Source organism: Streptomyces ipomoeae 91-03 (genome assembly GCF_000317595.1).
GTDB classification, from domain to species: domain Bacteria; phylum Actinomycetota; class Actinomycetes; order Streptomycetales; family Streptomycetaceae; genus Streptomyces; species Streptomyces ipomoeae.
Genome location: NZ_AEJC01000384.1, coordinates 16,750 through 32,369 on the forward strand (window position 1 = coordinate 16,750; position 15,620 = coordinate 32,369).

The window sequence follows — 15,620 nt, forward strand, 5'->3', positions numbered from 1 at the left end:
CTTGACGAGAACGAGACGCCGGCCATCCTGCCCCCTTTGAGCACAGTGTTCTTCCATCACGAGTTCCGCACCGCCCACGACGAGGGGCTGTCCGGGTGATGGACACAGAACTCATACACGCAGTCAGTGATCGCGGCTTCGACGCGATCATGACGCAGGACCGCAACCAGCTGTCGAACCGGAACGAGCGCGACGCGCTCATAGAGACCGGCCTCCACTGGATCGGCCATCGTCAACCGGACGCGGACGGCCTGCTGTACATCGTGAACTCCACGGCCGCCTATCTCGCTGCCATGCCGCACATCCTGGACGAGATAAGCAACGTCACCGGCGCCCACGCCTTCCACGTGCGCAACCTGCCCCTGCTGAAGGGTCAGCGCGTCACAGTCAGCCGTCTCAAAACCTGATCTTCAGACGCCGTGTCGTCGGGGCAAGTCCGCCCGCGCTGCAGGCTGCCTTACGGGAGAGGACAACGCTGGAGGTGGCCTTGGCAAGCCGGGCCTGGCGCGAACCCATGCGCTCGTACTCGCGGCAGAGCCCGGACCGTGGGGACGGCCCGTGAGGTGATGCGGCCCCTACCGTGCCGCGCGCCCGTCGAAGCAGCCGCTTCCGGTTGCGGCCGACGTACGGTTGAAGTACCGAGGGCACCACGCACTCCGGCCGCCCCGCCGGGTCGTCCTCGGCGAGAGACGAACCCCGGGCCGCCCCAGTGGTCGGCGCGGAGACGGGTCGGCATCATGTCCGCCGCGGTCGAAGCAACTCCGCGCAAGCTCATCATGGCAGGGGCCGCGCTGAACACCCGTGCAGGTCCGCAACCCCGCCGAGGGGAGGCGTGATGGCCTTTGCCCGGCTGGACATCCATCGGCGGAACCGAGGAGAGCGGACGCTCGTCACGCTTGCCGGCGACATCGGGCCGGCCACGACGCCGCTGCTGCGGGCCGCAGTGGAGCAGTGTCTGCTGGACGGTGTCACCGTGATCGACATCGACCTGACCGCCGTCGGCTCCTGCGACGCCAGGGGCTTGGACGTCCTCCTGTCGGCATCACGGCGCGCCGGCCGGGTCCACGCTCGCCTGCGGCTGCACCATCCGTGCGCGCAGATCACCCGGCTCCTCGATACCACCGGATCGACTTCGCTGCTCCTTACGGCCCCCGTGAGTCCCGTGCCGCCCGCCGCATCCGGCGACCTCATGAGTACCGCGACGCGGGCGCCCGAGGACCCCGCTCGTCGGCCGGATCAGCCGGTCCTCAGGGACGGGATCCGCCTTCGCCGGCTGACCCGCTGGCAGGCAGAAGACATGCGCGAGGACATCGCGGACCTGGCTGCGGAGTCCGTCGCGGGCACCGCCGGCGAGGCGTACCACGACCGCGGAGACTTCCTGCACCGCTTGGCGGTCACCGCCCACCGCCCTGGCTTCGCCCTGCTGGTCGCAGAAACGACGGTGCTGATCGGTTGCGCCTTCGGTTATCCGGTGGACCCTGACGGCTCCGACCGCCGGGGGTTCGACGGAACGCTCCAGGAGATCATCCAGCGGCTCACCTCCCGCGCACGGTTCGTCGTCCTCACCCAGGTCGTGGCCCATCCGCACGCTCAGCACCGCGATATCGCCCGCCGCCTGCAACAGCGTCTGCTCACAGACCTGCACTCCTCCCTCGGGGTCACCCTGCTGCATCCTGCCGACCAGGCAGGGCAAGCCGCCTTCTCGTCCTGGGGTTGGCAGAACATGGGCGAGGTCGTCGGGCTGCCCGGCGCCGTCGCCCCCTGTGTGTTGACCCTGTCTTCCGAAGGGCAGCCCTCGGCACGCCGATGATGTGGCAGAGGAGCAATGAGCCGGCGGTCGTACCCGGCCAGGGCCGTCACGCCAACCGTCGTCCACCGTACGGACGTGTCCCGACGCGATGGCTGTCTGTCTCTCCACGCGATGGCTGCAGGCCACGCCGCTTGGCACGGCCGGGAATAGCCTGACAGGTACCGAGAACTGTCGGGCGCACGATCACGCCGGCGCCGTTCCCGGCGAGTAACAGACACGGGCAGCCGGAAACCGCCCGGAACGGGATCGCATGATGAACGCCATCACAGAGCTCGCCGAAGGTACGGCGCCAGGTGACGGACACTCCTACTGGATGCCCTTGCCCCGGCTGTCCCTGTCCCACACTCTCAAGCAGGCGAGGGGCGGGCGGACCAGCGATGACGCGACCCTGCTCATGGTGGAGTGGCGCGGCTGACCTCTCGCCCCCGCCGTCCGACACCGTTGTGCCGGCCGCGCCCGAAGGACGAGAACTCCCGGCACGCGCTGAGGCACTTGCCGGGAGATCACCCCGCCGGTACTCCACCTCATGTGGCCGCTGCTCCGCGCCGCAGCGAAACGCGGAGTAGTGTGGACAGTACCGAGGGCATTTCGCACACCGGCTTCCACGCCGGGTCGTCCCCGGCGAAAGATGAAACCCGGGCCGCCGCAGAGGCGGCCCGGAGACGGGTCCGCATCATGTCGGCGACCTTGTACCCAACCCTGCCGCACCCCGAGCCCGTCGCAGCCCCGGCCGCGCGTCTCGCACTGAAGACCGACGGCACCTCCCGCGGACTCCTGGACGGTGCCTGGTGGCCCCGCTCCCGGGATCTGCTGAGCGAACTGCCGGCACTCACCGACGTGTTGGATCCCCTGTGGGGCCGCATCACCCGCATCGCCGTCAACCCGAAGCACTGGCCGGTCATCCCACGCCAGGTTCCCGTGGACGGCCACATCGTCAAGGTCGGCTGGTTCACCCCGGAGATCGACCCGCACAAGCTGCTGCTGCTCTCCTACGGCACCGGCCGCTGGGATCTCCTGGTCATCCCGCCCGAGACCGGGGCGGAGTCGGCGGCCCGGCTGATGGCTGCCGCGTCCGACTACGACGGCCCGCCCCTGACCGCGAGCGCGCTCATCGCCGCGGACGAGGCCCGGCACGGCGTCTTGGCGGCCGGCCAGCCACTGGACCCGGACGAGGCATGGGAGTACGAGGGCGGCGCCTCCGCGGTGTCAGCGGCCGTTCCCCAGCAGACCGGTCCGCCCGGCCGGGCCAGCCGACTGATCATCGGTATGTGAGGTGGCCGCCATGAACGCCTTCCTGACAGCCGCCGCCTTCGTGGTCCTCATCGCAGCGGCGGCGTACGTGATCCACCGGCTCAACCTCCAGCACGCCGACAGGATCGCCGCGTACCGGTACAGCACCCCCCGGCCCGGCCGCCGCGGCCGCTGCGCGCCGCAGTCACCACGCACCACGGGTGATCATCCGGGCGCCCCACCGGCCACCCGGCCGCGCCTCTGAACCGTCGGCTCAGTCCGCGGCGACGCGTGCCCGCGGCGACGCGCGTACACCCGGGCCCCGGACCGGTGGGGAGCGGCCGGGACCCGTGGACCGGGGCATCTGAGCAACATCTGAACCGAGGCGTCATGACTCTTCCGCAGCTGAACATCTACCGGCACGACCGGGACAGGCGGGCACTGGTCACCCTGGCCGGTGTGATCGACCCCGCCACCGCGCCCCAGGTGCGCGCCGCTCTGGAGCGGTGCCTGCAGGACGGCATCACCCTCATCGACGTCGATCTGACCACCGTCGACCGCTGTGACAGCAGCGGTCTGCGCGTCTTCCTCGACGTGTCACGGCACGCCGCCGAGACCCACGCGTCCCTGCGGCTGCACCACCCCTCCCCGCAGACCGAACGACTGCTCACGGACACGGGCTCCGACCGTCTGCTCCGTGCGACGAGACCGGGAGGGGCGCGGCCTCAGCGGGCCGGGCGCCGAGGAGATCGCCACACGGAGCGGGCCGCCAGGTAGAGCAGATCGGCGATGAGGAGCAGTACACCGGCGGAGGTCAGATAGAGCATGCCGTCGACGCCCGCCCCGATGGCGATCAGAGCGATTCCGGCGACGAGCAGGGTCAGGAACAGGACCATGCGGAATGCCTCCCTGGAGAGAACCGCGGCGTAGATGACTTTGGGGCAGTCGTGAAGACCTGCCCTGCGAGCCAGACCGGGTCCCCCGTTGGGAGTCAGGCCCTGTGGATCTCAGCCGACGCGTCGTGCGTGGTGGCGGACTTCTTTGAGTCTGACCTTCGAGGGGAGGCTGTCCAAGTCGGCCGAGTCCCGCGCGTGCGCGAGTGTTTCCCGGCTCAGTCGCCCCAGAGTCCGTGCTGGATCCGCATGCGGCTCCAGCACCAGCCGTACGCGCGCAGCCGGAGCGGTGCTTCGGCCCGTCAGCCGTACATGAGCCCGCGAGACCCCGTCCAGGGCATGCGCCTCTTCCTCGATCACGTCCTCCAGTGTGCCGCCGTCGAGCCGGGCCGCCGTGCCGTCCTCGCTGTCGACGAGGACGCCGCCCAGGCGGTGTCTGCGCTGTGCGAGGAGCCACCACAGCAGCAGGGCCAGCAGCACGACGAGCACCGCGATGACGGTCGGCCACCACCAGCCTTCCTCCCGCCACCGGGTGCGTCCCTCGGTGCCCAGCACCACGTCGTCCGGCCCGCGGAAGGGCCACCAGCCCGGCATGCCGAAGTCCCAGCGGCGCGGCAGGTCCAGCCCGCCCAGCAGCACGCCGCCGCCCAGGGCGAACAGTCCAAGGCCGAGAAGCCCCAGCAGCACCCGGTTCACTGTCTTGAGCATCGGGATCACCTCAGCCCTTCTTCGGACGCCGGACGCGCACGGTCAGCGTGGGTTGCCGGGCGAGACCCAAGGACGTCACGGCTTCGCCCAGCTCGGTGTCCAGGTCCGCGCGGACCTCCTCGAGTTCGCGGAAATGGGCGCGCGCCCGGGCTTTGACCTTCCGGCGGCCGACAGCGACCCGTGCCGACTGGACACCGGGCACCTGCACGGCCCGGTCGCGCAGAACCAGGGCGGCCGCGCGGCGGTCGAGCCCGGCGCGGACCTCCCCTGTCCCGGGGATACCGGTGGGCTGCCGCATGGGCAGCAGCCTGCGCAGTCCCGGCGTCACCGCCAGCAGGAACAGCCACAGGCCGAGGGCCATCGCCACTGCGGCCCCGACGATCATCCAGACGTCATCCAGTGGCCGTGTGGCCAGTTCCTCAGCAAGCCGCCGCCGCCAGCGCATCACAGACCGGCCTGCCCGGACCGAGACCACGTCGTACAGGAGCAATCCGATGGCCGCGGCGGACAGCAGGGCCACCAAGGCCGCGGGAATCCGCCGCGTTGACCAGAAACGGCGCGTCGACCGGCCTGGTTCATCGATCGCCGCCGTCGCGCCCGAGCCCGCCCCCGGGGCGCCATCGGCGGACGGAGCTGCCTGTCCGGGTTCGGGGGAAGGGTCGCTGTCACCGGTCGGCTGCCGCCAGGTGTTCGCGCTCATCTCACCCTCTCCTGGTCCGTGTGACGCGTATGCGCCGAGTGCAGCCTCTCGACCGACACCGCAAGGTCGGACACCTCCATGCCGGCCCATGTCCTGAGCCGGTCGGTAACCTCCCGGCGCACCGCGGCGCACTGCGCCCCGATGTCGGAGGGATAGCCGAGCTCGACGGTGATGCGCAGCCGTGCCTCGCCGAGCGCCGCCTGCCGTCCGGCGGCGGACTCGCCGTCTCGTCCTGCGGTCTGCCGCTCCGGTGCCCGCCGCACGGAGGTGGTCACGCGTGGTGTCCGGCCGCCCGGCGGTACGTGGCCGACCGACTCGGGGAACCGGCTCAGCGCCTCGCGCGCCACGTGGGAAGCGATCTTCGCTACGACCCGGTCGGCGACGGCGATCGCTCCGCGCTGCCCGCTGGCAATGCCCGGACGCCGATCGGCTTCACCGGTCACTGCCGCCAGTCTCCCCGAACCCGTCGCCGGTCATCGCGGATCCGCTCCTGCCGGTCCCGGCGGCGGACGAAGTCGCCCGGTTCGAGATCGCCTTCCATGAACCGCCCGACCACGAGACCGACGGCGCCCAGCCCGAGAACCAACAGGAACGCCCAGAAGTCACCGAAATACGCGGCGAAACCCAGCGCCATCCCGGCCATTAGGCCCACCACGGCTCTGCTCATCACGCGCTCCTTCGCTCACGCGGGCTGCTGCGCCCCGGCTACTGGATCCGCTGCCGCTCTTCCCCTTCGTCCTCCTCGTCGGGGAGCTTCACATCGCTGACCGTGATGTTGACTTCGACGACTTCGCGATCCGCCATCCGCTCCACCGCGGAGATCACGCTCTCCCTCACCTCACCGGCCACGTCCGTGATGGAGACGCCGTAGTCGACGACGATCTCCAGGTCGATGGCCGCCTGCTTCTCTCCGACCTCGACGCTGACCCCGCGTGTGACGGATTTGCCGCTGCCGGCGCCGGGCATCCGCTCCCGCATGGTCCCCATCGAGCGGGCGAAACCGCTGCCCAGGGCATGGACGCCGGGCGCGTCCCGTGCCGCCATTCCGGCGATCTTCTCCACCACCACATCGGCGACCGTCGTCCGGCCACGAGAAGCGGGAGCGCCACCGCGCCTTGCGCCGGTGATCTCGGTCATCGGGATATTCCTCCCTCAGAGGTCCACCTGACCCTCATTTGTCCGATTATATTCGCTTAGTATGCATTGTGGGAATTGAACGCTGCGAGGCACGAGGGTCCGACAAGTCGCCTGAGAGGGTGAGAGGCCGGTGAAGACCGAAGCAGGGACGCAGGCGGTACGGCACCAGTTCGGCCAGGGTCGGCTGCTCCCGCTGGGCGGGCCCGCCGACGGGACATGGATCACCGAGCAGGCGGCCGTCCAGGCCCTCGTGCGGGCCGCGAACGAGATTCCCGGGGTGTGGCTGGGGTCTCTGCGCATCGGGCCGGCGCCACTCGGATCCGTGTCCGAGCCGGCTGTCCGTCCGCCGGCCAGTGCGATACCGCCGGGCCCGCTCAGGATCGAAGCCGCCTTTTCGGCATCACTCGGGGAGCCACTGCCCGAAACGGCCGACCAGTTGAGGAGCAGACTGCTGGACGCGGCCGCTCGACGGCTCGGTCTGGCCACCGTGACAGCCGACCTGCGCGTCACGGATGTCCATGAGGTCCCGCAGGCAGGTACGAAGGCGCGGACCGTTGCGAGATCCATGCGGCTCACGCCGCAAAGCACAGCCGCAGCAACGACCGCAGCCGCACGCAGCTCGCTCCCCGTGACCGGAGCGGGCTCCCCGCGAGGGCCCGTCGGGGATCTGGCGGACGTCGCAATGGGTGTTCCGGGCGTCGCCGGCCTCACCACCGTGCTGGGGAGCCGCCCGGTCAAGATGGAGGACCATGCGGACCCGCCCGGCCGGCGTGTCGAGGTCCACCTCGCGGTCGCCCCCGGACACCATCCCCTGGAAGTCGCGCGCGCCGTCCGGGCCGCCGTGGCCGATGCGACGGCCACCGACGCCCCGGGCCCGGTCACCGTTGCCGTCCTCATCACCGAGACCGCGGCTTGACCGGCCGGGCGTCGAGCACTCATCAGCGATCAGCGGGATCCGCGTCACCGGCCGGAGTTGGTTCTGCCGACATGCACGCGGACCGCTCCGGAGGGCCCGTCTGACACGGTGTGAGACGCCCGCGGCGGGGTACCCACGAGAAACAGAGGGCCTGCGCAGCAGCCGCTGACGGACGAAGCAGACGCCTCCCAGCTCCGTGGTCGCGTGATGTGTCCGCAACCACGGAGGACGAAAGGCTCTGCCTGCGGCCCGGTCCCAGCGGCTCCCGGGGCGGCGCCGAGCCAACCGGCCTTCTTCGGAGAGAGTTTCACCATCATGAGCAGTAACACCACAGTCCGGCCCCCGCCCCCGCCCTCGGAGGCGTCCGGCAGTGACTTCGCCCGCCTGTCGAGAAAGATCGCCGCCGCCGGGCTGCTGGGGCGCCGTCCCGGCTACTACGCGCTGCGGACCACGGTGGTGGCCGGGCTCTACGTCAGTGGGTGGGCCACCGTCGCGCTCATCGGCGACAGTTGGTGGACTCTGGCGGTCGCCGTCTTCCTTGCCGTCGTCTTCGGCCAGGTCGCCCTGCTCGCCCATGACGCGGCGCACCGCCAGGTGTTCCGCCGACGCCGGGCCAGCGAGGTGTCCGGACGGATCGCCGGTGCCGGTATCGGGATGGGCTACGGCTGGTGGCAGGACAAGCACACCCGCCACCACGCCAACCCCAACCACCAGGAACTCGACCCCGACCTCGACCCCGACCTGCTGGTCTGGTCCCAGGACCAGGCGCGGGCCGCCAAGGGGCTCCCCCGCCTGATCGGCCGCTGGCAGGCGTTCCTGTTCTTCCCGCTCCTCACCCTGGAGGGCTTCAACCTGCACGTGTCGAGCGTGAAGGCACTGGCCAATCGTTCGCTCAAGCACCGCACGCTCGACGGCGTCCTGCTGTTCGCGCACTTCGTGCTCTACCTGACCGTGCTGCTGTGGCTGCTGCCGCCCGGCATGGCGATCGCCTTCCTCGCCGTCCACCAGTGCCTGTTCGGCGTCTACCTGGGCTCCCTCTTCGCGCCTAACCACAAGGGCATGCCGATCCTGACAGGCGAGGACCGCCCGGACTTCCTCCGTCGCCAGGTGCTCACCTCACGCAACGTGCGCGGCGGCAGGCTCACCGACATCGCCCTGGGCGGGCTGAACCACCAGATCGAGCACCATCTGTTCCCCAGCATGCCCAGCCCCAACCTGCGCAGGGCCCGGACCATCGTGCGGCGCCACTGCCAGGAACTGGGTGTGGACTACGTGGAGACCGGGTTGGTCGCCTCCTACCGGTTGGCCCTCGCCAGTCTCCACCGGGCCGGAGCACCGCTCCGGCCCGCACGTGTCCCCGTCTGAGAGACCCTGCCGGAGCCGTCGGGGCCGTGATGTGGTCACCGTCGACACGCCCCGGTCCGCGCGGAGCACCGCGAAGAGCACGACGGCTGCGCCGGACCGGGCCGAGGAGCACGGATGCGGCGCACATGAGGCCGGGAACCCACGTTGCACCGCTGCGCAGCGGCCCGCCCTGCGCCGGTGCAACGCCCGAGCAAGAGCCGCCCGAGCGGGGTCGCCCGCTTCCCGGGTAGGAGGCCCGAGGTCCTCCAGCAGCATGCCGAGACCGGGCGTCCACGACCCCCGTGATGGAGCCATGGCACCAAAGAATCCGTCGTCACCCTGGCCCGGCCCCGCGCGAAGCGGATACGGCGGGTGAGAGGATGACGGCAGAACGGCGCGCGGACCGCTTCGAGAGAGTCCGGGGAGGACCAGCGGATCGCGCGTGAACCGACTGGAGAGCCTTGGCATCCGGGCGGCGACGCGATGCCTGTTCCACGCGCTCAAGCAGGCGCGGGTCGGACACACCACCGATGACGCGACCCTGCTCATGGTCGAGTGGCGCGGCTGACCTGGCCCCCGCCGTCCGACACCGTCGCGCCGGTCGCGCCGGGCGGTGACCCGTCAGCCCGACGAACCGCGCCCCCTCCCGGTGTCGATGAGGATCTGTGCCGCCTGGCTGATGTTGTCCGCCCGGACCGCCTGGGCCATCGCGGTGCGGGCGGCGTCCGGTGCCGCGTCCGGCGGGACCACCAGAAGCGAGAAGATGTCCCGGTCGCCCCGGGTGATCAGGACCGTGTCGTCACCGACCGGGAAGGAATCGATGTGCACCACGCGGTCGTCCACGAGGATGCGCGTCGGGAGACCATCCCAAGCTGCGGTGTCCAGCCCCACGCGGGTCACGGGGCCGAGGTGGGCGATGAGGGCACTCAGCAGCGCGGGCAGCTCGGCGCCCATGTCGCGCGAGCGCGGCCACCACGCACCATCGAGGACACCTTCACGTGATGCGGTCGTCTCCAGCCGGAGAAGCGCACAACCCGGCCGCACGGCCTCGTGGACACCGCTGGGCAGACGCCGGGGAACAGGAGGTGTATCCGAGCTGGTCATGAGGACCACCCGTCTGTAGGGCAGGTGCGACAACGGGACCGCCTCGCACCTGCCACGCTACTCCTGGTGCCACGCGCGCCGGCGTCTCCGAAATCGCCCTCTATCGACCGGCCCCAGCCGGAACGGATCCAGCACACATGAGGCCGGGAAACCCCATGAACACACGAGAACTACGGAGGAGTGTTTTCCCCGGCCAGGCGACCTGAAGCGAGCGTTTCCGCAGGTCGCAGGCCCGTTCGGAGAAAACTCCTAAAGCGGGTGTCGCAGGTTCGAATCCTGCCGGGGGCACAACGCGTTACCGCTCTGACCTGGGGTTTCTCGCCCAGGGAGGGGTCCTATTCGGCCTCGGAATCATCGTCCGGGGCCGTTTGCGTGAGCGGTGCGTGAGCGGACGGAGAGTTGATCTCCGAAATTTCTCCCAACGGATCAGCACCGTTCGGCACGGACTCCGGACCGGGATGCTCCACGTCGTCGGGCTCGGCCTCCGCTTCGGGGACGGTGTTTTCAGAGGTGGCGCGGGCTCGCGGGACGAGCCGGGCTGCGGCCTCGGCGATCGCCAGGTCCGCTTCGGGGAGCAGACTCGTGTAGGTATCGGCCGTGATGGTGATCGAGGAGTGGCCGAGCATCTCCTGGATGTCCTTCAGGTCGGCCCCGGCCGCGTGGGCGAGGGTCGCGGCACCGTGGCGGAGGTCGTGGAGCCGGACCGGTGGAAGGTCGATCTCCTCGTACAGCTCGATGAACCGTCGCGTGACGTTCGCGGGGTGGAGCAACTCGCCGTTCTCCTTGGTGAAGACGCGTCCGGTCTCCACCCAGGCGTTCTCCCACTCCTTGCGGTCCTTGTCCTGCTGAGTGTGGTGTCGCTTGAGGGCCTGGACCGTATCGGAGTCGAGCGCGATGGTCCGCGCGCCGGCATCGGTCTTGGGATCGTCTTCGTACACCTCCCAGCCGTCCACGACGAGTTGCTTGGCGACGGTGATGAGACCGGCGTCCAGGTTGGTGTCGGTCCACTTCTGGCCGCACGCCTCGCCCCGGCGCAGTCCGCGGAACGCGATCAGGTGGAACAGGGCATACAGGCGGTCCTCCGCAACGTGGTCGAGGAAGAGGCCGGTGTGCTCCGGCGTCCAGACCATCACTGACGAGGGCTTCTCGCCGGTGCGCTTCCAGTGGAGGATGCGTTCCTCGGTCCATACGAGCGCCTTGGGCCGCTTGCCCGCCTCCAACTCGACGTGGGCGGCCGGGTTGAAGGTGATGAGCTGCTGGGCGATCGCCGCGTTGAGTGCGGCCCGCAGGGTGGAGCGGACGCGCTGGCGTGTGGCCGGACCGACGATGCGGCGGTACGGCTCCATCTCCGCGATGGCTGCCTTCATCGCCTTGCGGCGGGCACGGGGCTCGCGGCCCTTCCAGGGGATCTGGGCGAGATCCTCGAACGCCTTGCGGCGGGCTGCGTTGCCTTCGGCGATCTCAACGTTGGCCTCGGCGATGGCTTCGAACATCTCCGAAAGGTGGGCGACCCGGAGGCGGTCGAGCCGGTAGTGCCCGATCCGTGGTTTGAGGTGCACCCGGATGTTGCTCTCGTCGCGGCTGATGGCGCTCTGCCGCCCCTTCTTGCCCGCGAGCCACATGTCCAGCCACTCGCCGACGGTGAGTCGGTTCGTCAGGTCCAGACCGTGGCTGAGGCGCCTGCGCGTCGCCTCGATGTTCGGCAGCGGGGCCTTCTCGTCGGCCACCTTCTCCAACAACTCGGCTATCTGGGCCAGGCCCTCGGAGTCGTCGGCGTCGGCCAGGCCGACGAGCGCACGCACGTGGTCGAGGTCCGCCTGGGCGGCCTTGAGGGAGTCGTAGCCGGCGCGGCTGAAGGAGCGGCGGGTGCCATCTTCGCGGGGCGGGAGCTCCTGGCGTATGGAGTACGAGCCGTGCTTGCGGCTGGAGAGCTTGGGGCACTTCTTGCCGAGCGGTTTGCCGGTATGGGGGTCGCGGCAGTAGCAGCGGCGGTGGGTGGAACCCTTCAAAGATCGTTCTCCTCATCGGTGTTGCCGACGGGTGGGTCGACGTCGGCGAGTTCTGGTGGCAGGTGAGGTGGTGTGCCGCCGTCTTCCCGGATGAAGGCGCGGGCGCTGCGGAGCCGGTACTTGGCTTCCAACACCCTTTCGGCGTAGTCGGCTTGGGCGAGTACGGCCTCCTCGCGTTCGGCCTGGTTGGGTGCCGTCTCGGCTTTCCAGCGCTCGTGTTTCTCGCCCTTCAGGGCGGCCAGGGCGGCGCGCTGGTGGCGGACGTGGGCGCGGAAGTTGCGGAGCATGTCGTCTTCCATGCCGAAGTCCTCGCTGTCGCCGGTGAACCAGCGCATGGCATCCCAGGTCGGGTCGGAGTGCTGCAGGGGAAGGCGCTGGACCCGGTCGACGTAGCCGACGGGGTAGAGCAGGCAGATCGGGTAGGTCCGCAGGGCTTCGGCGAGGACGAGGACGTCGACCAGGGGCAGGTTGGCGCGGCGGCCGGATTCCATGTTGGCGATCACGTTGCGAGGGATCGGATGGCCGATCTCCTCGCAGCGGTCGGCCAGATCCTGGGCGCTCATGCGCAGCTCCTTCCTTCGCCTGCGGACCTCGGCGGCCACCGTGGCCATCACCTGATCCACCCACTCCGGGACGTCGTCCTCGTCATCTCCAGGATCAAAACCGCGTTGTGTCATGAAGACACATTAGCTTCCCGATGATGGTTAGTGATCGCCTGGAGCCGGACGTGACGCTGCGTTCGCCGAGGGCTCACTCACGAACGGAGCATGGATGCGCACCAACGAGACTGCGGAGCAGCCCAAGGGCATGACGCGGGAGGAGCTGCTGGCCTTGCCCGCTACGGTTGACCTGGACACCGGCAACCGGGCGCTGGGGCTGGGTCGGAGCAAGGGTTACGAGCTGGCCAAGCGCGGCCAGTACCCGTGCAAGGTCCTGCGGCTGGGCAAGGCGTACCGCGTCGTGACCGCCGACCTATTGAACCTGCTCGGCCTGGCCGCGTGACCGCCCGAGCCCGTAGCAGACGCTTCTGCGCTGAGCTGACACAGAAACGCTGGACTGTGTCGGGGCGTGGACGTACTGTCCGTGTTCCCTCGCCCCGGCCCAGGAAGCGAGAAAGCCCCCGGCGCGCCAACGCCGGAGGCTCAGCACACTCCACTGCCCGCATTCCAACGAACGACCTGCGTGAGTCGGGCCTGCATGCCCGACGTCACCGGATAAGGAGCTGCCCTGTGCAACCTACGACACCCGAGCCGCATTCCGCACCCGGCAAAGCGGCATGGCCAAAGGTCGCGGTGCCCGGGCGGCCCGGCCACGTGCCCGAAGCCGCCCCGGAAGCCGACGGGCAGACGCCGGGGATAGCCCCGGCGGATCAACCCGCTGAGGAAGCGGTGCCGGAACCGGAGCCGACGTACGGCTCCGAGCTGCTGAACGAACTGCGTGCCCAGATAGCCCAGTTCGTGATCCTGCCCTCCCAGCAGGCGCTGGACGCGGTCACGCTGTGGGTGGCGGCCACGCACCTGCAGCCCGCGTGGCAGCACGCCCCGCGCCTGGCGGTGGTCGGACCGGCGAAGCGGTGCGGCAAGTCACGGCTCCTGGACGTGCTCACCGAGACGGTCCACGAGCCGATGCTCACCATCAACACCACGCCCGCGGCCATCTTCCGCTCCATCACCGACGAGCCGCCCACGCTCCTGGTGGACGAGGCGGACACCATCTTCGGCACGCCGAAGCAAGCGGAGAAGAACGAGGAGATGCGCGGCCTGCTCAACGCCGGCCACCAGCGCAACCGCTACGTCACCCGCGTCGTCGGCAACGACCACACCCCGCACCGGTTCGCCACCTTCGCCATGGCCGCCCTGGCCGGGATCGGCGACCTGCCCGACACGATCATGGACCGGTCCGTGGTCATCCGGATGCGCCGCCGGGCCGAGGGCGAGAGCGTCAAGCCGTTCCGGTCGCGCCGCGACATCCCCGCCCTCCACGATCTGCGCGACCGCATCGCCGCCTGGGCCAGGCCGCTGCTGGACGAGGCAGCGGACCTGGAGCCGGACATGCCGGTGGAGGACCGTGCCGCCGACACCTGGGAGCCCTTGATCATCGTCGCCGACCTGACCTCGGGGTCCTGGCCCGCCGTGCCCGCGAGGCGTGTGCGGGGATGGTGGCCGCGGAGGTCGAAGCGGAGGAGGACCAGCCCGGCGAGGCCCGAATCCTCGCCGACATCCGCAGGGTCTTCGTCGCCCAACGCGAGGTCGACAGCCTCTCCACCGACGAGCTGCTGCACCACCTGCGGCAGAACCCCGAGAGCCAGTGGGCGGAATGGGGACGCAACGGGCTGACCGCCCGCGACCTCGCAGCGATGCTGCGCCGGTACGACATCAAGCCCGGCAACGTCCGCCTCGCCGACGGAACCCAGCGCAAGGGCTACATGCGCAACAAGTTCCTCGACGCGTGGCGGCGCTACTGCCCCACCGTTCACTCAGTGAACGCCGAGCCAGCCCCCTCCTCGGGCTGAGCCCCGCCTCCCCCGGTGACCGTCCCTGCCGTCCCTGCCGTGATCCCGCAGGTCAAACGGCATACGACCGGGACGGAAGCCGGGTGCAAGACGGCAACTCGATCATGACGACCGCGCTGCCACCAACCGAACGCTGCCCGGATCCGTCTTGTGCCGTCCCGGGCGTCCTCGCCGTATCGCCGCAGGTCACGGCGCTGTCGGCCGGGACGGCAAGACGGATGCGATCCGTCCACGGCCACCGAACCGCAGCCCCACCACCCGCGCGTGCCCCAAGACGCGACGGCGCCGCCAGGACGGAACACCAGCCCTCCTGCCGTACCGGCCCTGACCTGCACTTGCAACGGCCAAGACGGCAAAGACGGACCACGCCACCACCCCAGGAGAACCCCGCTTGACCACCCTCTCCCCACCCACCCACCGGGACCATCGCCCTGACGAAGGGCGACCGATGACGACCAAGCAGGCTGCCGAGCGGTACGCGCTCATCGCGGCCGGAACCGTCATCGTGGCCCTCACCGCCGGCGGGTTCTGGCTGTCGTACGCACACCTCGCCGAGGTCGCCGGACAGCACGGCCTCAAGAGCACCCCGATCCGCCAGTGGGCCTGGCCGGCCACCCTGGACGCGTTCATCGTCGCGGGCGAACTGCTCATGCTCCGCGCGGGCCTGCGCCGGGTGACCGACGGCTGGGCCATCGCCCTCACCGCCACCGGATCGGTCGGCTCCATCGCACTCAACGTGGCCGGGGTCAGCGGCACAGGCAACACCGGCACCGTGCCCCTCCTCGACTATGTGGTCGCCGCGGTTCCCCCGACCGCCGCGCTGCTGACCTTCGGTGTCCTGATGCGCCAGATCCACCAGCTCGTCGACCAACCCGCCGACCACGCGGACCCCGCTTCCGTCCAGGCACCGGTACGACCGGTCACCGCGCCCGCCAAGCCCACGGAGCCACCAGCCGAGCCGGTCCGTTCCGCTGAGCCTCCGGCCGCCGGTTCCGTCCAGCCGACGGAACCACCACCCGAGGTTTCGGAGAGCAAGCCGCGCGGTGGCCGTCCGCCCAAGGCCACGCTCGCAGAGCTCGTGGAGATCGGCCGGGTGGCCCTCGCTGAGCACGGCACACTCAGCCGGTCCCTACTCCGGAAGGCAGTTAAGGACAGGGACCTGACGATCAGCAGTCGGCGGCAGACCGACGTGATGGAAATCCTCCGGCCCGAAATCGAAGCCGCCGCCAAGACCGGTACCGACAGCGGCTGACCGGA

19 protein-coding genes and 2 pseudogenes are annotated in these 15,620 nt (G+C 70.1%); 12 read left to right on the forward strand and 9 right to left on the reverse strand.

Annotated elements, in window-relative coordinates:
- Positions 1–98 precede the first annotated feature (98 nt).
- The 6 genes from STRIP9103_RS24690 to STRIP9103_RS24710 all read left to right on the forward strand — a co-directional run bounded on the left by STRIP9103_RS24690 (position 99) and on the right by STRIP9103_RS24710 (position 3,817).
- Positions 99–407, forward strand: coding sequence for a hypothetical protein (locus tag STRIP9103_RS24690; RefSeq protein WP_048820919.1), 309 nt, complete (start codon positions 99–101; stop codon positions 405–407).
- Positions 408–835: 428 nt separating this feature from the next.
- Complete coding sequence (locus STRIP9103_RS47000) at positions 836–1,810, forward strand: STAS domain-containing protein (protein WP_009321517.1); 975 nt, start codon at positions 836–838, stop codon at positions 1,808–1,810.
- A 250-nt stretch (positions 1,811–2,060) separates the two neighbouring features.
- Positions 2,061–2,225, forward strand: a complete 165-nt coding sequence (locus STRIP9103_RS50100; RefSeq protein ID WP_009321497.1) for a hypothetical protein — start codon at positions 2,061–2,063, stop codon at positions 2,223–2,225.
- A gap of 152 nt (positions 2,226–2,377) precedes the next feature.
- Complete coding sequence (locus STRIP9103_RS24700; RefSeq protein ID WP_009321503.1) at positions 2,378–3,082, forward strand: DUF5994 family protein; 705 nt, start codon at positions 2,378–2,380, stop codon at positions 3,080–3,082.
- A 10-nt stretch (positions 3,083–3,092) separates the two neighbouring features.
- Positions 3,093–3,305: a hypothetical protein gene (locus STRIP9103_RS24705; RefSeq protein WP_009321505.1), complete on the forward strand. Its 213-nt coding sequence runs from the start codon at positions 3,093–3,095 to the stop codon at positions 3,303–3,305.
- 125 nt (positions 3,306–3,430) lie between these two features.
- A complete protein-coding gene (locus STRIP9103_RS24710; RefSeq protein WP_009321496.1) occupies positions 3,431–3,817 on the forward strand; it encodes an STAS domain-containing protein in 387 nt (128 codons plus the stop codon).
- Here the strand turns inward: STRIP9103_RS24710 and STRIP9103_RS50770 are convergent.
- From STRIP9103_RS50770 to STRIP9103_RS24735, 6 genes are all read right to left on the reverse strand, one after another.
- The gene (locus tag STRIP9103_RS50770; RefSeq protein WP_167404007.1) at positions 3,766–3,936 is read right to left on the reverse strand and encodes a hypothetical protein; all 171 of its coding nucleotides are present in this window, start codon (positions 3,934–3,936) and stop codon (positions 3,766–3,768) included. The two genes, STRIP9103_RS24710 and STRIP9103_RS50770, sit on opposite strands and share 52 nt — an antisense overlap.
- A 111-nt stretch (positions 3,937–4,047) precedes the next feature.
- Complete coding sequence (amaP, locus tag STRIP9103_RS24715; protein WP_009321549.1) at positions 4,048–4,641, reverse strand: alkaline shock response membrane anchor protein AmaP; 594 nt, start codon at positions 4,639–4,641, stop codon at positions 4,048–4,050.
- A 10-nt stretch (positions 4,642–4,651) separates the two neighbouring features.
- Positions 4,652–5,341 (reverse strand): DUF6286 domain-containing protein, encoded by a 690-nt coding sequence (locus tag STRIP9103_RS24720; protein ID WP_009321513.1) that lies wholly within the window; start codon positions 5,339–5,341, stop codon positions 4,652–4,654.
- Positions 5,338–5,784 (reverse strand): Asp23/Gls24 family envelope stress response protein, encoded by a 447-nt coding sequence (locus STRIP9103_RS24725; RefSeq protein WP_009321518.1) that lies wholly within the window; start codon positions 5,782–5,784, stop codon positions 5,338–5,340. The genes STRIP9103_RS24720 and STRIP9103_RS24725 overlap by 4 nt, the downstream gene beginning before the upstream one ends.
- A complete protein-coding gene (locus STRIP9103_RS24730; RefSeq protein WP_009321523.1) occupies positions 5,781–6,008 on the reverse strand; it encodes a hypothetical protein in 228 nt (75 codons plus the stop codon). Before STRIP9103_RS24730 ends, STRIP9103_RS24725 begins: the two co-directional genes overlap by 4 nt.
- 38 nt (positions 6,009–6,046) lie before the next feature.
- A complete protein-coding gene (locus STRIP9103_RS24735) occupies positions 6,047–6,478 on the reverse strand; it encodes an Asp23/Gls24 family envelope stress response protein (protein WP_009321538.1) in 432 nt (143 codons plus the stop codon).
- A 130-nt stretch (positions 6,479–6,608) separates the two neighbouring features.
- Here STRIP9103_RS24735 and STRIP9103_RS24740 point away from each other — a divergent pair, with 130 nt between their 5' ends.
- The 3 genes and pseudogenes from STRIP9103_RS24740 to STRIP9103_RS52840 form a co-directional block, all read left to right on the forward strand.
- Entirely contained in the window at positions 6,609–7,394 is a 786-nt protein-coding gene (locus STRIP9103_RS24740) for a hypothetical protein (RefSeq protein WP_009321534.1), read from the forward strand.
- 315 nt (positions 7,395–7,709) lie between these two features.
- On the forward strand, positions 7,710–8,759 hold the full coding sequence (locus STRIP9103_RS24745; protein WP_009321546.1) for a fatty acid desaturase family protein: 1,050 nt from the start codon (positions 7,710–7,712) through the stop codon (positions 8,757–8,759).
- A 393-nt stretch (positions 8,760–9,152) separates the two neighbouring features.
- Positions 9,153–9,306, forward strand: a pseudogene (locus STRIP9103_RS52840) (serine/threonine-protein phosphatase); the annotation flags it as partial.
- 53 nt (positions 9,307–9,359) lie between these two features.
- Here STRIP9103_RS52840 and STRIP9103_RS24750 read toward each other — a convergent pair.
- The 3 genes from STRIP9103_RS24750 to STRIP9103_RS24760 all read right to left on the reverse strand — a co-directional run bounded on the left by STRIP9103_RS24750 (position 9,360) and on the right by STRIP9103_RS24760 (position 12,528).
- On the reverse strand, positions 9,360–9,842 hold the full coding sequence (locus STRIP9103_RS24750) for a DUF5994 family protein (RefSeq protein ID WP_048820924.1): 483 nt from the start codon (positions 9,840–9,842) through the stop codon (positions 9,360–9,362).
- A 335-nt stretch (positions 9,843–10,177) separates the two neighbouring features.
- Complete coding sequence (locus STRIP9103_RS24755; RefSeq protein WP_009321541.1) at positions 10,178–11,851, reverse strand: site-specific integrase; 1,674 nt, start codon at positions 11,849–11,851, stop codon at positions 10,178–10,180.
- Positions 11,848–12,528 carry a helix-turn-helix domain-containing protein gene (locus tag STRIP9103_RS24760; RefSeq protein WP_009321526.1) on the reverse strand — a complete coding sequence of 227 codons (681 nt, stop codon included), beginning with the start codon at positions 12,526–12,528 and terminating at the stop codon, positions 11,848–11,850. Before STRIP9103_RS24760 ends, STRIP9103_RS24755 begins: the two co-directional genes overlap by 4 nt.
- Before the next feature lie 94 nt (positions 12,529–12,622).
- Between STRIP9103_RS24760 and STRIP9103_RS24765 the strand changes: the two genes are divergently transcribed.
- The 3 genes and pseudogenes from STRIP9103_RS24765 to STRIP9103_RS24775 all read left to right on the forward strand — a co-directional run bounded on the left by STRIP9103_RS24765 (position 12,623) and on the right by STRIP9103_RS24775 (position 15,615).
- On the forward strand, positions 12,623–12,853 hold the full coding sequence (locus STRIP9103_RS24765; protein ID WP_009321511.1) for a hypothetical protein: 231 nt from the start codon (positions 12,623–12,625) through the stop codon (positions 12,851–12,853).
- Between the two features lie 227 nt (positions 12,854–13,080).
- A pseudogene (locus tag STRIP9103_RS24770) lies at positions 13,081–14,363 on the forward strand (DUF3631 domain-containing protein).
- Between the two features lie 448 nt (positions 14,364–14,811).
- A complete protein-coding gene (locus STRIP9103_RS24775; RefSeq protein WP_234022284.1) occupies positions 14,812–15,615 on the forward strand; it encodes a DUF2637 domain-containing protein in 804 nt (267 codons plus the stop codon).
- The last annotated feature ends 5 nt before the right edge of the window (positions 15,616–15,620 follow it).